Consider the following 15955-nt stretch of genomic DNA (forward strand, 5'->3'; position numbering starts at 1 on the left):
GCTATCCGACCGACAGTGTCGCAAACAGCCCGGCGCCATAACTGGCCGAGATTTGCGCCACCTCAAGCGCATACCCCCCGGCAGCCCCATCCGCCGTTTGCCACGCAGCCGGATAGTGCCAGTGCGGGCCATTCGACATTTCCTCGCGCTGCACCACCCCGTTGATCCTGACCCTTACCAAGTAGGCTTCGCTTTCTTCGCCCAGCGGAACGTCCAGGCCGCTCCAGTCGTCGCCGTCGGTTCGCGTGCGGCGTATCCAGCTGACATCGTCGCCAATCGGTGTACGAGCCACCACAAGATGGGCCGGGGCATAGGGGCGCAGGCCGTTGCCATCAAAGGACTCGACCAGGTGGACATATGACGCGTCGTCATAGCTGCGGGTTGCAGGGCCAATGCGGTAATGCCGCGCCACGCGCCGTTCGGATCGCAGCAGGCTGGCCTGCTGAACCCGCGCGTCCAGCAAGACGAACATGGACCCTTCGGGCCAGCTATCCGGCATCAGCGCATCGCTTCCCAATTGGCCGCGCAGACGCCCTGACAGCGCATAAAGGCCGGGCTCCTGCAACTCTGCAGTCGCAAACTGGAAAAGCTCCCAGTTGCCCGGTGTGCCATCCCCAATTGCCGCGATATTCGCACCGCTCAACAGATCCGAGCGGGGCCGGGATTCCAACTGGCCCTCGATCAGGCGCACATTCAGGGCCGGGCCTTCGTCCCAAAGCCCCGCCCCTGCACGCGCCATCGGGGTCTCGGTAAACCCGATGACCGCCTGGCCGGTCAGGACATCGCGCAATGCATAATCCTGATCGCTGGCGGCGGCATAGACCGCCACGCTGCCCGGCCACGGATCGGCGCTGACGGCAATATGGGGGGCATGCGGTTCCTCTGATCCTGTCAGCACCGGCAGGTCCAGAAACACCGGCAGCACCGGTACAGGCGCGTAATAAGGCTCGGTCGAAACGGTTTCATCCGGCAGGTCCGAGGGTTGGTAAACGCCCGGTTCAATCCGGGTCGCATCGGCCAGCTGAAGCTCTGCCTGTTCAAGCCGGTCGATCCGGTACAATTGTCCGTCGTCAGACCCACCGGGGTTCAGGCGGACGATGTCGCCCGCGCCCAGATGCAACAGCGATGGAGGCAAGGCGAACCGGGCACGGTCGCGTGACACGCGTGCCTCGCTCAACCATCGTTCAACGGTCTGCCGTCCTTCGCCGCGCGTCAGCGACAGCGGCATTTCGTTCACGGCAACGGCATGCGTGCGGTCATCGGGCAGCACGGCTTCTTCCGCGATCACATCATGATCTGCGTCGGACTGGACAAACCGCAAGCGCACCCGCCCGGTCATTTCGGCCTCGGCCTCGCGCTGATACTCGACGATCCCGTCAATATCCGGGCTTTCTGCCATGACCGAGGCATCAATCGCCTGGCCCCCCTGCCCGTCACGCATCCGGAACTGCAACACGCCGTCGCGTTCAATCGCGTCGAACCCGTATCGCAGCATGAGCGGCTGCAATGCCGACCGGGCATCCGTGACATCTTCGATCGAATACCCGCGAACGACACCATCCAGGCCGGACACGTCAATCGCGGTTACCCCGGCCCCATGGCAGAGTTCCGTGACAACATCAGCCAGGCTGCGCGTTCCCGACCGGCCGTTCAGCCAATGTCCGCGCGCATAGTTCTCGCCATCGCTCCACAAGCTTCCGGTATTGGGAAAAGCCGGATAGGGCCGCGCGTCCCAGGCCCAGACATAGGCGTTCGACATGTCGACCATCGACCCGCCATAGACATCGGAAACCGGGTTGACTGTCGCGTCGCCCCAATACCCCAGAACCGCCCTGAGGTATTGCGCCTGCATGTAATCATCCCGCCGGCCGTTCGAGTATAGCGGCAAACTGGACTCTGATGATTTCGGGTCCAGAAACTTGTTTGGCTGGTTGGTCCCCTTGTCGATTGCCGCGCATCCCAGTTCGGTAAACCAGATGGGTTTGGATTGCGGCACCCAGGCCGTCGGGTTGGCCTGCCTTGTGCCCCCGATCCGTTCGTGATGCGGGTTGGACCACCACCCCCGCACATCCTTGTAACGCCACACCCAGGGCTCGTTATGCGCCAGATCCTCGATCGGTGCACGAATTTGCGCCTCGGCCTCTTCCGGCGTGGCATAGTACCAGTCATACCCTTCGCCACCTTCGATATTGCCGCGCAGATAGTCCTGGTCATAGATCGACCGGACCCCGGCGGCGGCATCCTTGTGATCGGACCCGTCGCGCCAGTCGGACAGCGGCATATAATTGTCGATACCGACAAAATCGATCGCGTCGTCGGCCCAAAGATCATCCAGGTGGAAATAACGATCCCCCGTTCCATCGGCGGGTTGGTATCCGAAATACTCGGTCCAGTCCGCCGCATAGCCGATCTTGGTCTCGGGCCCCACGATCTGACGCACCTCTTGCGCCAACGCCTGCAATTGCGCGACGGCCGGAAAACCATCCGCCCCGCGTATCTGCGTCAGTCCCCGCATTTCCGAACCGATGCAGAATGACGCGACCCCGCCCGCAGCCTTGCACAGCGCAGCATAATGCAGGATGAACCGGCGCAGCCCCCATTCGGGTGGGCCGTCATAGCTGACGGTGCCATCGCCGATTACGAAATCCGAGGCCCGCGCCTGGCCGAAAAACGCCGCGACCTGCGCCTCTGCAGCCGCCGTCTGATCCGCCGACCCGGCCCGCCCCGGCGCGATGTCCAGCGTGATCCGCCCGCGCCATGGCAACTGGGGCTGGCTTGGCGCATCCGACCAGGGGTCCGGCAAGCTGTTCCCCGCCACCTGATCCATCAGGATAAACGGATAGAACATGACCCGCTTGCCCTCGGATGCAAGATGGCGGATCGCCTGCACGACGGCCTGATCCGATGGCGTGCCGCCATAGACTGGCTCATCCTCGCGGTGCGTGACCAGAGGGGCCGTAGTCCGGGTCTCGCCCGAAACGGCCCACGGCATATTGGCCCCGTCTACATCCTTTCGCAGGACCTTGGGACGGATTTCGCATGCCCCGCAGCGCAAATCGTCACCGAACCATGACACCACCAGCGAAGCCGCGTCGCAGGATGGCAGTTCACTGGCCAATGCGCGCGTCGACGCCACCAGGTCGGGCTCGCCCGAGGCCGAATTGACATTGGCCGCCCAGCTTTGGCCGCGCCCCTTGGAGTAATTGACCTGTTCACTGGCAAGCGCGTATTCACCGGTTCCTGGGATCAGGGCCACCCCCCGCACCAATTGCGGCAAGGCCTCGGCGTGGTCCGGCATCCCGGCCTGGGTCTGGCGCACCACCTCAAATGAAAACTGCGGCACGCGGTTGCCGAATGCGCCCAGCGCAAGGTCTTCGATCACGACATAGGCCGAGCCGCGATAGGCCGGTACGGCTCCGGTTCCCTCGATGGCCTCGATCAATGGATCGGGCAACTGATCCGTCGTGCCGGCATAGACCCGCATGTTCAGGCCCGATCGCTCAAGCTCTTCCCCGTCTGCCCAAATGCGTGGAACATCAGCAATTTCCCCGACCCCGACCGCGATCGCCAGCGAGATCGAATAGCTATAGCTATGGGTGGTTGTCGTGACCTCGGCCTGCTGCGGAGAGCCCTTGCCGCTGCCGCTTGATTGCGTGCTGCGAGAGGTGGACCGTGTTTCAAGAAAATCCGAAGCCCAAATCACCTGGCCGCCGACCCGCATACGGCCAAAGACGGTTGCCAATGGCGCACCTTCGCCGGACCCCGTCAGCCGAAAACGGTCCAGCCGCCCCATTTCCACGACCTCGCTGCCACCGCCCATGACGGATTGGCTCATCAGGCGCTGGTCGATAACCCGGCCAAGCGTCGCACCCGCCGCGCGCCCGACAATCGCCGTCGACAGCCCCGCGACCGTACCGCCGACCGACCCCCCGATGGCTGCACCCGCCGCAGACAACAAAATAGTAGCCATTACAGATCCTCCAGTGGGAATTCGAAACAGGCGACCACCCGGCGTCGCCAGGGCGTGCTCAGCGTGTTTTCAACGACACCGCGCCCGGAATAGGCGTGAATGAAACGGGGGACGGACCCGACCGCGCTGATGATGCCCAGATGCTTGGCAACACTGCCGTTTCGCATCCTGAAAAGGACAACGTCGCCGGCCCGCATGGCACCAACCGGCCTTTCCAAAAGATGCCGCTGCGCCGCCTGCCACATCCGCTCTTCGCCCTGCGGTTCGGACCAGTCCATGCTATAGCTCGGAACGTCTTCCGGCTCGTGCCCGATAACTGTTCGCCACACGCCGCGCAGCAATCCCAGGCAATCGGTCCCGGCCCCCCTGGCCGAGGCCTGATGCACGTAAGGCGTTCCAAGCCACGACCGCGCCGCGACCACGATCTGCTGTCGATCCTTTTTCACCTCCGGCTGCCTCCGTTGTTTGCTTGACTCTTCTTCGGCACCGCCATTACCCAGTCGTCGCTGGGCAAGTCAGGGAAACCCTGAAAATTCAGGGTGTTGGAAAATTTCAGCCGACAGGTTTCCATGCGTTTGTCGCAGCCCGCCGTCAGGAGCACCCGATCACCGGCGGCCAAGACACCGGCGACCCCGGTCCACAGGCTCAGCTCTCTCCCGCCTGCGACCAAGCTGTCGCGCTTGACCGAGGCCCAGAGACCCACGGCCTGCCCTGTCAAAACATCCAGACGACCGCGTTCGAACCAACCCTCTTCGGGGGCCTCCGCGCCTGTCAGACGCAGGGATGTACCATCCGTGACGGTGCTGATCTCGGCCTCTTCGCAATATCCCGGCGCAGTCGTATCAAAGCGACAGGCCCGGTCGCCAAGAACCGCGGTACAGGGTTTTTGGTAGATCCGGCCAAGCGGACGGTTGAGCAAATCCGTCAGGCCCCGCAGCTCTGCGTGGAAAGCCCCTCCGGCGCGGCGCAGCTCGCCGATGGACCCCCGAAATTGCAGCAAGCGCTGTTCTGGGTCGGCCCAGTTGACAAGCCATGCGCGAACCTCGGCGCCATCGAAACGCCCCGCTTCGATATCCGCCTCGCGAACCGACGCGTCGGACAAGGCGCCCATCGCCTCGGTATTGTCAATCGCCAGCCCCGTCGCCTGTTCGATCGCCGAGGCCGTCAACCCGGTGCTGGCCTTAAAGATCAGCCCGTCAAAACACAGTTCCAGGTCGTGGTCGGTAAAGCCAAAGGTCTGGCCGTCTGACCGGGTGATTGCCCAGCACCGGCAAACCGTTGTCAGACCGGACTGAAGATGATTCAACAGGCTTTGCTTGTTTCCCCCCATCAGACGCGCACCTCGACCACCGGAACATTCGGCACGTCTCCGGCCTGAAAACTGGCGACGCTGGTCTGGATGGTCGCGGTGTCGAACCGCACCGGCACATCGAATTCATAGCCCGCCGTCACCTCGACACCCTCACCCGGAGGGTCCGCGAAGGTGATCACGCCGACGGCAAGGTCGATCTCGAAATCGACGCCTTCGCGCATCTCGTCCTGGTCCAATCCGACCGCCACCGTCCCAAGCACCGGCTTGACGATGGGGCGCACATAATCGAACCCGCCCGACGCATAGGTCTTGATCAACTGAAACTGGGTCGTGACCCCATCGCCCCGCCCGATAACCTGATCACGCTTGTCTGTATCGGCAGCGGCGGTTCCGGACTTGAAATCGGACCAGTCCTTCCACCGGAACCCGAACATTTGGCCCTGGCGTGCTTCGAAAAAGGCGATCAAAGTCTCGATATCCTCAAGCGAGCGCATCCCAAGGCCCGCATCATACCGCCGCCGCGAATGGGCCCAGGGCGTGTTGCGTTCCTCGAAACCATTGGCCAGCGTCACGATATCCGTGCGCCGTTCGGGCCCCCCAACCGAGCCAAAGCTCAGGCTGGCGGGAAATCTCACCTCGTGAAAATTCATGTCCTGCTCCGTGATCTACCTGTTGCGGTTTCCGCGCCCCAGCGCGCGGCTCATCTGGGCTGCGATCTGGCTCTGGCTGCGGCGAAACCCCTGCACGTCCGGTGTCGTGATATTCATGACAACGTTCACGGCCTGCCCGCCGCCCGCGCTGCGCACGCCAAGCTTGCCGTCAGGGCCACGCGCCAGCGGCATGATCGCCTCGGGGCCGGCCTCGCCCATCAATCCGGTGCCGCCGCGCATCGGAAAAGTCGTAGGCCCACTGATCACACCGCCATTGGCAAAGGGCAGAACGCGGCCCTGGCTGAAACTGCCGCCATCGGCAAATGGCAAAAGACCCTGCACAAGGCCGCCGATCCCATTGGCCAACATGCCACCAAAATGCTCGGTCACCGGTTTTATCGCGGCAGAATAGGCCGTGCTGATCATCGAGCTTTTCAGCACCCCCAGCGCGTCCGACAGGTTCATTCCGTCCAGCACCACACCGTCAAACGCCTTGCGCAACCCACTGGACATGCCCCGTTCCAACGTGGCGACATCCTTGCCGGTTTCCTCGAAGGCGGCACTGATCCGTTTCATCTGGCTGTCAAAGGCCGCCGCCATGCTTGCCGCATCCCCCAGCGCATCGCCCAGCGCCTCGCCTCGTTCCTGCAGATCATCAAACCCGTCACGATCCGTCATCATGCTCTCCTTGTTTCCTGTCCGGATAGGCGGCCAGCAGCGCGTCCAGCCCCGCCCGGTTCATCGCGGGCATGCCGGCACCCTGCCCCAGCATCAGGCGCAGCTCGGCCGGTGTCAGACGCCAGAACTGATCCGGCGTCAGGCGCAAACCCGTCATCCCGGCCCGCATCAGCACCGGCCAGTCAAAACCGCTCATTGCCCCGGCACCATGAAGGCGCGCGCCAATAGCTCGGCGGCGGCTTTCGCACCCGCCATCGGGCCGCCTGCGATCTCGGCATGCAACAGGTCATCGCGGGTAACCTGCGCGCCGCCGCCCCGCAGCCCGGCCACAACCAATGCCAGCACATCGCTGCTGGAAAACCCTCCGCCCTCGAACCGCTGCACCAGATCAACCAGCGAACTGCTGTTCAGATCCTGCTCCAGTTCGGCCAAGGCGCCCAATGTCAGCTTGAGCACCCGCCGCTCCCCATCGATGGTTAGCGCCACCTCGCCCGTCCACGGATTGGTCATCGGATCACAGCGCCGTAAAGCTCAGCGCACCGGCGCTTGCCATGCTCATCTCATAGGTCGCCTCGCCATTATGCGATCCGGCATATTCGATACCGGTGACCTGGAACGCCCCTTCGACAATGCCAAAATCGGGAATGATCACCTGAAACGCCGGGGTCTCACCATCAAAAAACAGCTGCCGCGCACGTTCATCCGTACCGGCGTCCTTGAACACGCCCGAGCCGGAAATTGCGGCGGATTTCACGCCTGCGCCAGACAAAAGCTCGCGCCATCCGCCCTGGCTTTCCAGACTGGTGACATCCACGCTTTCGGCATTGAAACTCACCCGCGTGGCGCGCAGCCCCGCGATGGTCTCGAACAGCCCGGTGCCGTTCATATCCACTTTGACCAACAGGTCTTTTCCATTTTGCGCAGCCATAATTCTCTCCGTTGATTGCTCAGTTATCTTCCACGCGAGCGCGGAACCTCAGGTCGATCTGCCGGATTGCTCCGCCCGTTCCAGTGCGCCGGGCCGCAGCGCGTTCAAACCAAAGCCCGACCAGCCGCCCCCGCGCCAAAAGAAGCGGTGCGCCCTCCAGCGCGTCGCAGACCGCACCGGCCAGGGTCTTGGCTGCGGCAAATCCCGATGCTTCGGACACGACCGAAACCGTAAACCGGTGCACCGCACCTGCCCCCGACTGGTCGGATGCGTCGCGCACATCCTCGGGCCCAAGCGTCACATAGGTCTGCGGCACTGCCCCTGCGGGAACCGCGTCGTAGATCGCATCGTTCGCAAGCGTGCTGACATCGGAATCCCGCGACAACTGTCGAAAGACGGCCTCTTGCAATGCTGCCGCTGTGCCATAGCTCATGCCGCCACCTCTTCGTCTGCGAAACAGGTCAGGTAATGCCCGCGCGGGTCCCGGTCTGCGACGGCGCGGATCACGAACAGGCGTTCGCCCTCGCGGAACCGCTGATCCGGCGCGGGCCGCATCGAAGACCCCTGCGGGGCACCGCGCACGACAATGCGATAGCTGACCCGCGACACAGGCACACCGGCAATGGATCGTTCGGCGCCGCTGCGCGCCGAAACCTCGGCCCAGTGATTGCCCAGCGCGGCCCAGGTCTCGGTGAAACCACCGGACCCGTCAGCCAGCCTTTCCGGTGCCTCAAGCACAAGCAGCCGGTTCAAATGCGGCACCTTCATTGGCCCACTCCTGCACCGAACCGAACCATCCGGTAGCGCTGGATCAGGCTGGTCACACCAAAGGGCATGCACCCGTCGCCAAGCGCGGTTTCATCCCGGTATTCGTAGTAATGCGCGGCCAGCAACAGAACCGCCTGTGCCAGATCGGCGGGCAGGCCGCCCCAATCCCCGGCCATCCCTGCGGCAAAGACAATGCTGACCGAACCGCCCGTCGCGATTGCCGGCAAGGCCAGGGCTGCGGGCCGCAACCGGGGCCGCTGGCTGTCACGTTCCAACCGATAGGCCGAGGCATCCACCAATGTGTCGGTGCCTGCCGCGTCCGTCAGGGTGACCTCGCCAATCCTCTGGACCGGCGCCACGGGCAAAACCTCACCGGCAGGGTCGCGCCAGATGCTCACGCACCAGGAAAAATTTCGTTCGATCAGCACCTTGCCGGTCCGCGCCTCAATCGCTGCAATGGCCGCACGCAGAAAACCTTTCAGCACATCGTCCTGCAGGTTGTCCTCGGCAAACCCGGTACCCAGCCGCAAATGCGCTTTGAACTGATCCACCGGCAGCGCCGCATCCGCGATGGCGGTTTCTTCGGTCAACATCATCCATACACTCCGCAATCTCGGACCCCTCCGGGGCCGCTACTTCAGGAAAATGACGGGCACGCGCCGCCCCACGTTGCTCGGACGGAGGGGAGCAGCTAGACAACGCGAGGGATCTCACCCCGGCCCGCGCCCGCCGCCCGAAGGGCCGATATGGCCCCCCGGATCCGTCACCGCTTAGGCGGTGCCGAATTTCACCAGCTTGATCGCGGCAAAGTCGCTTACGTCGCCGCCCACGCGCTTGGTCGCATAGAACAGGACATGCGGCTTGGCGCTGAACGGGTCGCGCAACACGCGCAGATCGGGACGCTCGGCAATGGTGTAACCCGCCTGGAAGTCGCCAAAGGCGATCGAGAAACTGTCGGTCGCGGAATCCGGCATGTCCTCGGCAATCAGCACCGGATAGCCCATCAGACGCGCAGGTTCACCGGCAGCCAGACCATCCGACCACAGGAAGCGTCCATCGCTGTCCTTCAGCTTGCGGATCACTCCGGCCGTTTTCGAGTTCATCACAAAGGTGCCATTGACCCGGTACTGCGCGCCCAGCGCATAGACCACATCGACAATCGCATCCGCATCGACGCCACCATCAATGCCAGTGGGCACATAGCCGATATTGCCCCAGTCCCAGACATCATTGTCGACCTTGGCATGGTCCAGAATACCCTTGGGCTTGTCCGCGCCGTCACCCGAGATGAACGCCGCCGCCTCAGCCCGTGCGAATTTGTCGGCGATGCGCCCGGCCAGCCAGCCTTCGACGTCAAAGGCGCTGTCATCCAGCAGACGCTGCGAGGCCTTGGGCAGCGCGCTCAGCTCGTGCAGCGCAATGGAAATGCGGTCGATCGACGGCGTCGCCGTCTCGACAGAGGCCGACGTTTCGTCCGCCCAGCCCGCGCCCACATCGGTGTGGTCGATCAGCACGTCGAACGAGTTCGCCTCGACATTCACAACCGACGCAATCGAACGGATGGACGCCGTGGATTTCAGCACCGACTTGATGATTTCCGCGGTTTGCGGATCGACCAGGTAACCGCCATCGCTGTTCACCGCGCTCGACAGAGACTTCGATTCCATCTCAAGCCCGCGCAGCCCGTCATCCTCACCCGAACGCACATAGGCGTCAAAGGCCTTTTGATGCGGGGCGCCGTCCTCGATGGACGCCGCAAGATGCGGGCGCGCCGCGATGGTTGAATTACGATCCAGCATGGTCAGTCGCTCTTCTGTCTGTTGCAATTGGGTTTTAACTTCAGCCTTCAGGCCCTTGAATTCATTCACGAAGCCAGCCATCGCCTGCTTCACCTCCTGAACCAGGGGCGCACCCTCTCCGGTCAAGGCCGGGGTCTCGGTCTTGCTCATCAGCATGTCCTGTCTTTGGGTGGGTTTGAGGCGCGCTAGGTCCGCGCCAGCTCCTGCCGAGCGTTGTCGAACACCTCGGCAATACTGCGCCAGGTGTTCTCGGCCTCGGGGTCGCTCCCCTTGGCCGCCACCCGCGCACTGGGCAGCATCGGGAACGTCACCAAGGACACCTCCCACAGCTCCAGTTCGGTCAGGACCCGCTGGCCCTTGTCATTCTTCACGGCCCGCTTGGTGCGATAACCAATCGACAGGCCATCCATCGCCCCCGCCCGGATCAGCTCGGCGGCCTCGCGGCCCTTCTGCGTGCTTTCCAGCAGACGCCCCTTGACCCACAGGCCCTTGTCATCCTCGCGTACCTCGTCCCAAACGCCGATGGGTTGCGCCGGGTCGTGCTGCCACAGCATCTTGACCCGCTGACCTGCCCTGGCGAGCCCGTCGAGCGAGCCGCGATAGGCCCCGCGCTGCACGACGTCGCTGCCCTGATCAACCTGGCCGAACAGGCTGGCATAGCCTTCGATCACCGCATCCTCGGACACCGATAGACCTTCGCCAAACCGCGCGAATTTATGTTCCAAATTCATGAACTTCTCCATGTAACCCATTGAACTCATGGCGTTGCCACGAGAAATGACTGGAATGCTTGCGCCAGGATCACCGCCGCCACGCCATAGACCGTCAGCCACAACCGCTTTTCCAACCGCTCCATCATCTCTTCGATCTGATCCAGCCGCCGGCACAGATGCGCGTGCTGGATTTCGGCCACCCGCTCATGCGCCGCCAAACGCAGGCCCGGCGCGCAGTCAAAGGGCGCATAACCGTCAGCCATCCGCACGCTCCGGCAACCCCAGCAGCACGCGCTTTTCAGCATCCGTCAGGAAATCGGCGCCGTTGACCCGCGCCCATTGCGCATCGCGTTCCGCCGACAGCGCGGGCACCTGGTCCAGATCGGGCTTCAGCACCAGGTCATCGCCGGTAAAGCCCGCCAGCCATTCCGACACCGCCGCCGCCACCCGCGTCACCAGGGGCAACACGGTCAGGCGATAAAACGCCCGGTTGGCCTCCTGATAGTTCGAATAGGTCGCGTCGCCTGCGATCCCCAGCAGCATCGGCGGGACCCCAAAGGCCAGCGCGATCTCGCGGGCGGCGGCTTCCTTGGTCTTCTGAAACTCCATGTCAGAGGGCGAGAACCCCATCGGTTTCCAATCCAGGCCCCCTTCCAGAACCATCGGACGCCCGGCATTGCGCGCCCCGCGATAGTTCTGCTCGATCTCGTCAGACAGACGGCGGAACTGATCCTCGGCCATCACCCCATGGCCATCACCCTTCCACACCAGCGCGCCCGAAGGCCGCGCCGCATTGTCCAGCAGCGATTTCGACCAGCGCGAGGCGCTGTTATGCACATCAATCGCCATCGCCGCAGCCTGCATCGGCGAGAATCCGTAATGATCATCCTGCGGGTGGAACGATTTGATATGGCAGATGTTTTCCGCCGCAAACCGGTGCTTCTTGCCACCGACCGCATAGTCATAGGCCTTGGGCCAGCCATCCGCGCCGGGCACCACGCTCATCCTGTCGGATCGCAGCACATGCAGCTCAACCGGCAGGCCATCCTCGGCCTGAACCGCTTCGACATAGGCGTTCCCCGACAACAGCAACTGCCCGAACAAGGCCTCCATCATTTCGGCCCGGCCCTGCGCCGCATTCGGGCGGCGCATCAGCGACAGGATCGGATGGGTATCAAACCGCTGCGCCTGATCCTGCAGCACCAGCGGCAAAGCCGCCGCCGCCTCGGCAATCAGCTTGACGGATCGAAACCCCACCGGGTTCCCCGAAAACCCCGTCCGCGTCAGCGACACCGCATCCCTGGGGCTCCACGCCACGCGCCCGCCCGTCTGCCACGCCACCACAGGCCCCGCCGCGCTCGCCTTCGCCTCGGGCGCTGCTTCAGCCGATCCACGACGCAAGAAATCGAATACCATCTGTGCTCCTTTCTGCCGCCGCACTGCCCGGCTTGTTGAAAGGAGTTATGACGGAAAGAAGTTTAAGCCTTGGGAATGGGGCGTACGGGGGGTGGGCAACGGTGATCTCTATCAATCCAATCCGGCGCGCGGCCTGGATTTTCCTCATTGCCGACACGGCTCTGAAAATTCGATCTAGACGCGCAAGCTTTGCTTGAATACTCCTGCACTTACAATGTCATAGCTTTCAAAAATGCAGTAAGGTTTATAATGAATTTGACCAAACCAGTCGCGCCGCTCGTGCTTATTGCGGTGTCAGGATGTCTCGGGCCTGATTTGGATTACGGTGCGGAACCGACAACCTTCAATTATACCGAAGCCGGCAGCTCGGGCCTGAATGCCATCAGGCCTTACCCAACGCCCGAGGACGTTTGCCAAGTCATCAGTGAAAACCAAGCCATCCGTGAACCGGTCGACGACGGATCGTTCCTGATTGCTTGCCCAAAGCACGAACGCGGCGCAATCAGCGACAGGCGGGGCGAAGGCGCGAAAGTCATCGCATACGCGCGGCACTGGACAATACTGTCCGTACCCGCTCGTTAATGTCTCGTGTGGCCGCGGAATGCTAAAGCGACCGCACCCTAGGCCGCCGATACGCCCCCGCAGGCCCCACAATCAACTCATGCAGCGCCCAGACCAGCGCGTCGACCCGGTCGGGCGAGCCCTGCCCTTGATACCCGCGCGCTGTCATCTGGCACATCTGCTCTTCCAGCGCGTCCAGCCCGGCGACATGGCGCACCCGCCCCTGTTCGTACAAGGCCGCTACAGGTTCCGCCCGCGCGACCTTACCCCGCGACGCCCGCACCGCGCGATATGGCACCAGAGGGTCCACCTGCCGCACGACCTCTTCCACCAGTTGCCCACCCTGATTGACTTCGGCCACCAGCCGTTCGGCCCCAAACTCATCCATCGCGTCAATCGCCGCCTGCGCCCAACCTGCCGGGCCAACGCCCTGCACCGTGCGGTCGGCCAGCACATAGGCGCGCCACTCCTCGGGCGGCCCCTGCACCTGAGCCCCCACGACCACGATCCCACAGGCATCCGCGCCTGAGCCGGACGTCACCGCCGGGTCCAGCGCCACCACGATGCGATCCAACGCGGGTGCTTGCGCACAGCGCGCCGCCTCCAGCATCGACCCCGTCCACAACGCCCCTTCGGCATCCGACAGCAGCACCCCGTCCAGCTCTTGCCGCCCCAATCGCGTGCCCGCGTAACGCGCGCGCACCTCCTCCAGAAAAGACCCCGCCAGATTGGCCCGGTTCGCCTCGGTCGGCGCATGCGTTTGCACGGTCGAGGGCGACGCCAGCAAATCCTTCAAGACCTTTACGTTGCGCGGTGTCGTGGTCACACAGACCCGAGGGCGATCCCCCAACCGCAGCGCGAATTGCAGCATATCCCAGGTGTCGCCTGCCTTTTTCCACTTGGCCAGTTCGTCCACCCAAGCCGCATCAAACTGCGGCCCGCGCAGCCCCTCGGGGTCATGCGCCGAAAACGCCTGCGCCTCGGCCCCGTTGGGCCAGACCAGCTTGCGTTCCGATGCTTTCCATGTGGGCCGCCGATCCGGGGGCGAACACTGCAATATCCCGCTATCGCCGAAAATCATCACGTCGCGCACCTGGTCAAAGGTCTCACCAACCAATGCCACGCGACTGGCCGCGCCGTTGTCCAACGGCAATGACCCTTCGACCATCGAACGCACCCATTCGGACCCCGCCCGCGTTTTCCCCGCGCCGCGCCCGCCCATGATCACCCAGGACCGCCAGTCGCCTTCGGGCGGCAATTGATGCGGCAGCGCCCAGAATTCAAACAGGAAAGGGAGGGCGCACAGCCCCCCCTCCCCGATCTCACTCAGAAATCTGTCTTGCACCGCAGCAGGCGCGGAGGCGAGCCAACCGGCACCCGACCTCAAACCGAGCCCGGTCAAGGTCGAGCGCGTATCCCCCTTGGGCAATTCCGGCTTGTCTGTGATGTTGTTCGACAAAGCTTGTCTCCACTTTCTGGCAAGTTCGGATCAGCCCCTCTAGCTGTCCGAATTGCTTGGCTGAACCAGCAAGATCTGCATCCTCCCCGGTTCCGATCTGTTTGCGCAGGTCTTCCGCCGCTTGCCGCAGATCGCGAATGGATGTCTCAAGCGACTGCAACAAGTCAGCCGTCCGCGACATCCTCTCTTCCGGGGTAATCAAAGTCATGTTTGCCTGTGACCTCATGCGTGAGTTTTTCCGCACGAGAGAAACGAAAAACGGCCACCGGGTCGCCCCGGGGCCGTCGCCCACCTCTTCTAGCATGACACAATATGTACCAATAAAAGTGCGCAAAGTCAATGTGTTGCGCAACACCCGCGCAACGGCTGGCGTTCGCAGCGTTTACCTTTCGACAATGCCCCAACTGCTGTTTGCCGCGACGCGCGCACTGCAACGGCGCGTCGCACGGACCGTTCCGGCAACACCGCGCAGCGCTGCCTCAATTCCCGTAACAGCCAGAAAAATCAACCGGGACCCAACGCCACCGTGCAATTCCAGAAAGGCATCTTCTTCCTGCAAAGCCCTTGAACGCCGCGCGCTGGGAAAGGGAACCCTGCGCCCTCCAATCTGATTTGCACCCGTGGTCATGTTCGCTCTCCTGCCGGTGACAATGATCCTGCTTGACTGACGCCAAATTTAGCGGCCAGATGGGTGCAATAAAATGAAATGCTTTGAAATGATCTTTTCATGAATGAAGACTGGGACACCCTACGCCTGTTTCTGGCCGTCGCACGCGAAGGCGGTCTGTCCCCGGCGGCCAAAGTCACAGGAAGCAGCCCGGCCACGCTCGGGCGCAGGATGCTCAAACTCGAACGGCATCTTGGCATCGACCTGTTTCACCGGCACGACAGAGGGTATGAGCTGACAACCGAAGGTCGGGAACTGGCGTCCCGCCTCGCCCCCGTCGAAGGTCAGATCGCCCGACTGCTGAAACCCAAGGACCGGCTGAACAAACCGCTGATAAAGCTTTCTGCCGGAACATGGTCCGCACTCGCTCTGATGTCGCGGATCACCGATATCGTTGGCACGCCACAGGACATCCGGCTCAGGATCCACTCGGACGAACAAAATCTCAGCATCATCAACCGCGAGATCCATCTTGGCATCCGCAACAAAAAGCCTGTGCAGGACAATTTGGCCGGGCAGAAACTGCCCCCGGTTCATTTTGCCCCCTATGCCACGGCCAAGGCGCAAGACAGGTGGATCGGGGTTCTGGCCGATACGCCATCCGCCCGGTGGGTGAAAAAGAAAGTGGGGCGCGACGCGATATGCGAGGTCACATCGCCCAGGAACAGCCTTGATCTGGCGCTTGCGGGCCTTGGGATCGCGGTGTTGCCGACCTTCATCGGGGACACTCAGGACGGGTTGAAACGCGTTGGGCAGATCATCCCGGAATTGTCTCATGACCAATGGCTCACCATGCATCAGGACGACAGGCATCTGCCGGAAATACGCCGCGCAATAGACCGGATCAGAACGATCCTTCAAAGCACCGCTTAGAAAGGTCAATTGCGCCCAAGGCTTGACATTTCCTTCGCGACACCGCATGTGCCCTATCAAACAGCGCTGCTGCGTGAGCATTCGGGCCTTTCGCCCGCCAGCGCCCGATTTACCCCATAGTTCCCCATCACGCAGGGTTCTTGACGCGACGGCCAGATGTT

General features: G+C 62.9%; 19 protein-coding genes. 2 read left to right on the forward strand and 17 right to left on the reverse strand.

What is annotated here, in order from left to right:
- Position 1 precedes the first annotated feature (1 nt).
- The 15 genes from ACXAG8_RS02555 to ACXAG8_RS02625 all read right to left on the reverse strand — a co-directional run bounded on the left by ACXAG8_RS02555 (position 2) and on the right by ACXAG8_RS02625 (position 12234).
- Positions 2 to 3970 carry a baseplate multidomain protein megatron gene (locus ACXAG8_RS02555; RefSeq protein ID WP_475221889.1) on the reverse strand — a complete coding sequence of 1323 codons (3969 nt, stop codon included), beginning with the start codon at positions 3968 to 3970 and terminating at the stop codon, positions 2 to 4.
- On the reverse strand, positions 3970 to 4416 hold the full coding sequence (locus ACXAG8_RS02560; protein WP_475221890.1) for an NlpC/P60 family protein: 447 nt from the start codon (positions 4414 to 4416) through the stop codon (positions 3970 to 3972). Before ACXAG8_RS02560 ends, ACXAG8_RS02555 begins: the two co-directional genes overlap by 1 nt.
- Positions 4413 to 5300, reverse strand: a complete 888-nt coding sequence (locus tag ACXAG8_RS02565) for a DUF2163 domain-containing protein (protein ID WP_475221892.1) — start codon at positions 5298 to 5300, stop codon at positions 4413 to 4415. Before ACXAG8_RS02565 ends, ACXAG8_RS02560 begins: the two co-directional genes overlap by 4 nt.
- The gene (locus ACXAG8_RS02570) at positions 5300 to 5932 is read right to left on the reverse strand and encodes a phage distal tail protein, Rcc01695 family (protein WP_475221893.1); all 633 of its coding nucleotides are present in this window, start codon (positions 5930 to 5932) and stop codon (positions 5300 to 5302) included. The genes ACXAG8_RS02565 and ACXAG8_RS02570 overlap by 1 nt, the downstream gene beginning before the upstream one ends.
- A gap of 15 nt (positions 5933 to 5947) precedes the next feature.
- Positions 5948 to 6610 carry a phage tail tape measure protein gene (locus ACXAG8_RS02575; RefSeq protein WP_475221894.1) on the reverse strand — a complete coding sequence of 221 codons (663 nt, stop codon included), beginning with the start codon at positions 6608 to 6610 and terminating at the stop codon, positions 5948 to 5950.
- Positions 6597 to 6806, reverse strand: coding sequence for a rcc01693 family protein (locus tag ACXAG8_RS02580; RefSeq protein WP_475221896.1), 210 nt, complete (start codon positions 6804 to 6806; stop codon positions 6597 to 6599). Before ACXAG8_RS02580 ends, ACXAG8_RS02575 begins: the two co-directional genes overlap by 14 nt.
- Positions 6803 to 7120 (reverse strand): gene transfer agent family protein, encoded by a 318-nt coding sequence (locus ACXAG8_RS02585; RefSeq protein ID WP_475221897.1) that lies wholly within the window; start codon positions 7118 to 7120, stop codon positions 6803 to 6805. The genes ACXAG8_RS02580 and ACXAG8_RS02585 overlap by 4 nt, the downstream gene beginning before the upstream one ends.
- Positions 7121 to 7124: 4 nt before the next feature.
- A complete protein-coding gene (locus ACXAG8_RS02590) occupies positions 7125 to 7538 on the reverse strand; it encodes a phage major tail protein, TP901-1 family (protein ID WP_475221898.1) in 414 nt (137 codons plus the stop codon).
- Between the two features lie 19 nt (positions 7539 to 7557).
- Positions 7558 to 7971, reverse strand: a complete 414-nt coding sequence (locus ACXAG8_RS02595) for a DUF3168 domain-containing protein (protein WP_475221901.1) — start codon at positions 7969 to 7971, stop codon at positions 7558 to 7560.
- The gene (locus ACXAG8_RS02600) at positions 7968 to 8306 is read right to left on the reverse strand and encodes a head-tail adaptor protein (RefSeq protein WP_475221902.1); all 339 of its coding nucleotides are present in this window, start codon (positions 8304 to 8306) and stop codon (positions 7968 to 7970) included. Before ACXAG8_RS02600 ends, ACXAG8_RS02595 begins: the two co-directional genes overlap by 4 nt.
- Positions 8303 to 8902, reverse strand: coding sequence for a head-tail connector protein (locus ACXAG8_RS02605; protein ID WP_475221904.1), 600 nt, complete (start codon positions 8900 to 8902; stop codon positions 8303 to 8305). The genes ACXAG8_RS02600 and ACXAG8_RS02605 overlap by 4 nt, the downstream gene beginning before the upstream one ends.
- Positions 8903 to 9076: 174 nt before the next feature.
- Positions 9077 to 10255 carry a phage major capsid protein gene (locus ACXAG8_RS02610; protein WP_475221906.1) on the reverse strand — a complete coding sequence of 393 codons (1179 nt, stop codon included), beginning with the start codon at positions 10253 to 10255 and terminating at the stop codon, positions 9077 to 9079.
- Positions 10256 to 10290: 35 nt separating this feature from the next.
- Positions 10291 to 10836, reverse strand: a complete 546-nt coding sequence (locus ACXAG8_RS02615; protein ID WP_475221907.1) for an HK97 family phage prohead protease — start codon at positions 10834 to 10836, stop codon at positions 10291 to 10293.
- 26 nt (positions 10837 to 10862) lie between these two features.
- A complete protein-coding gene (locus ACXAG8_RS02620; RefSeq protein ID WP_475221909.1) occupies positions 10863 to 11081 on the reverse strand; it encodes a GTA head formation protein, RCAP_rcc01685 family in 219 nt (72 codons plus the stop codon).
- Complete coding sequence (locus ACXAG8_RS02625; RefSeq protein ID WP_475221910.1) at positions 11074 to 12234, reverse strand: phage portal protein; 1161 nt, start codon at positions 12232 to 12234, stop codon at positions 11074 to 11076. Before ACXAG8_RS02625 ends, ACXAG8_RS02620 begins: the two co-directional genes overlap by 8 nt.
- 249 nt (positions 12235 to 12483) lie before the next feature.
- Between ACXAG8_RS02625 and ACXAG8_RS02630 the strand changes: the two genes are divergently transcribed.
- Entirely contained in the window at positions 12484 to 12816 is a 333-nt protein-coding gene (locus ACXAG8_RS02630; RefSeq protein WP_475221911.1) for a ubiquitin family protein, read from the forward strand.
- Positions 12817 to 12838: 22 nt separating this feature from the next.
- On the opposite strand, the gene ACXAG8_RS02635 is transcribed toward ACXAG8_RS02630, so the two are convergent.
- Both ACXAG8_RS02635 and ACXAG8_RS02640 read right to left on the reverse strand, forming a co-directional pair.
- Positions 12839 to 14140 carry a DNA-packaging protein gene (locus tag ACXAG8_RS02635; RefSeq protein ID WP_475221912.1) on the reverse strand — a complete coding sequence of 434 codons (1302 nt, stop codon included), beginning with the start codon at positions 14138 to 14140 and terminating at the stop codon, positions 12839 to 12841.
- Complete coding sequence (locus tag ACXAG8_RS02640; RefSeq protein WP_475221913.1) at positions 14118 to 14462, reverse strand: hypothetical protein; 345 nt, start codon at positions 14460 to 14462, stop codon at positions 14118 to 14120. The genes ACXAG8_RS02635 and ACXAG8_RS02640 overlap by 23 nt, the downstream gene beginning before the upstream one ends.
- A gap of 519 nt (positions 14463 to 14981) precedes the next feature.
- Between ACXAG8_RS02640 and ACXAG8_RS02645 the strand changes: the two genes are divergently transcribed.
- Complete coding sequence (locus ACXAG8_RS02645) at positions 14982 to 15794, forward strand: LysR family transcriptional regulator (protein WP_475221915.1); 813 nt, start codon at positions 14982 to 14984, stop codon at positions 15792 to 15794.
- Positions 15795 to 15955: the final 161 nt, after the last annotated feature.

The organism is Ruegeria sp. ABD4_443, from assembly GCF_056160865.1.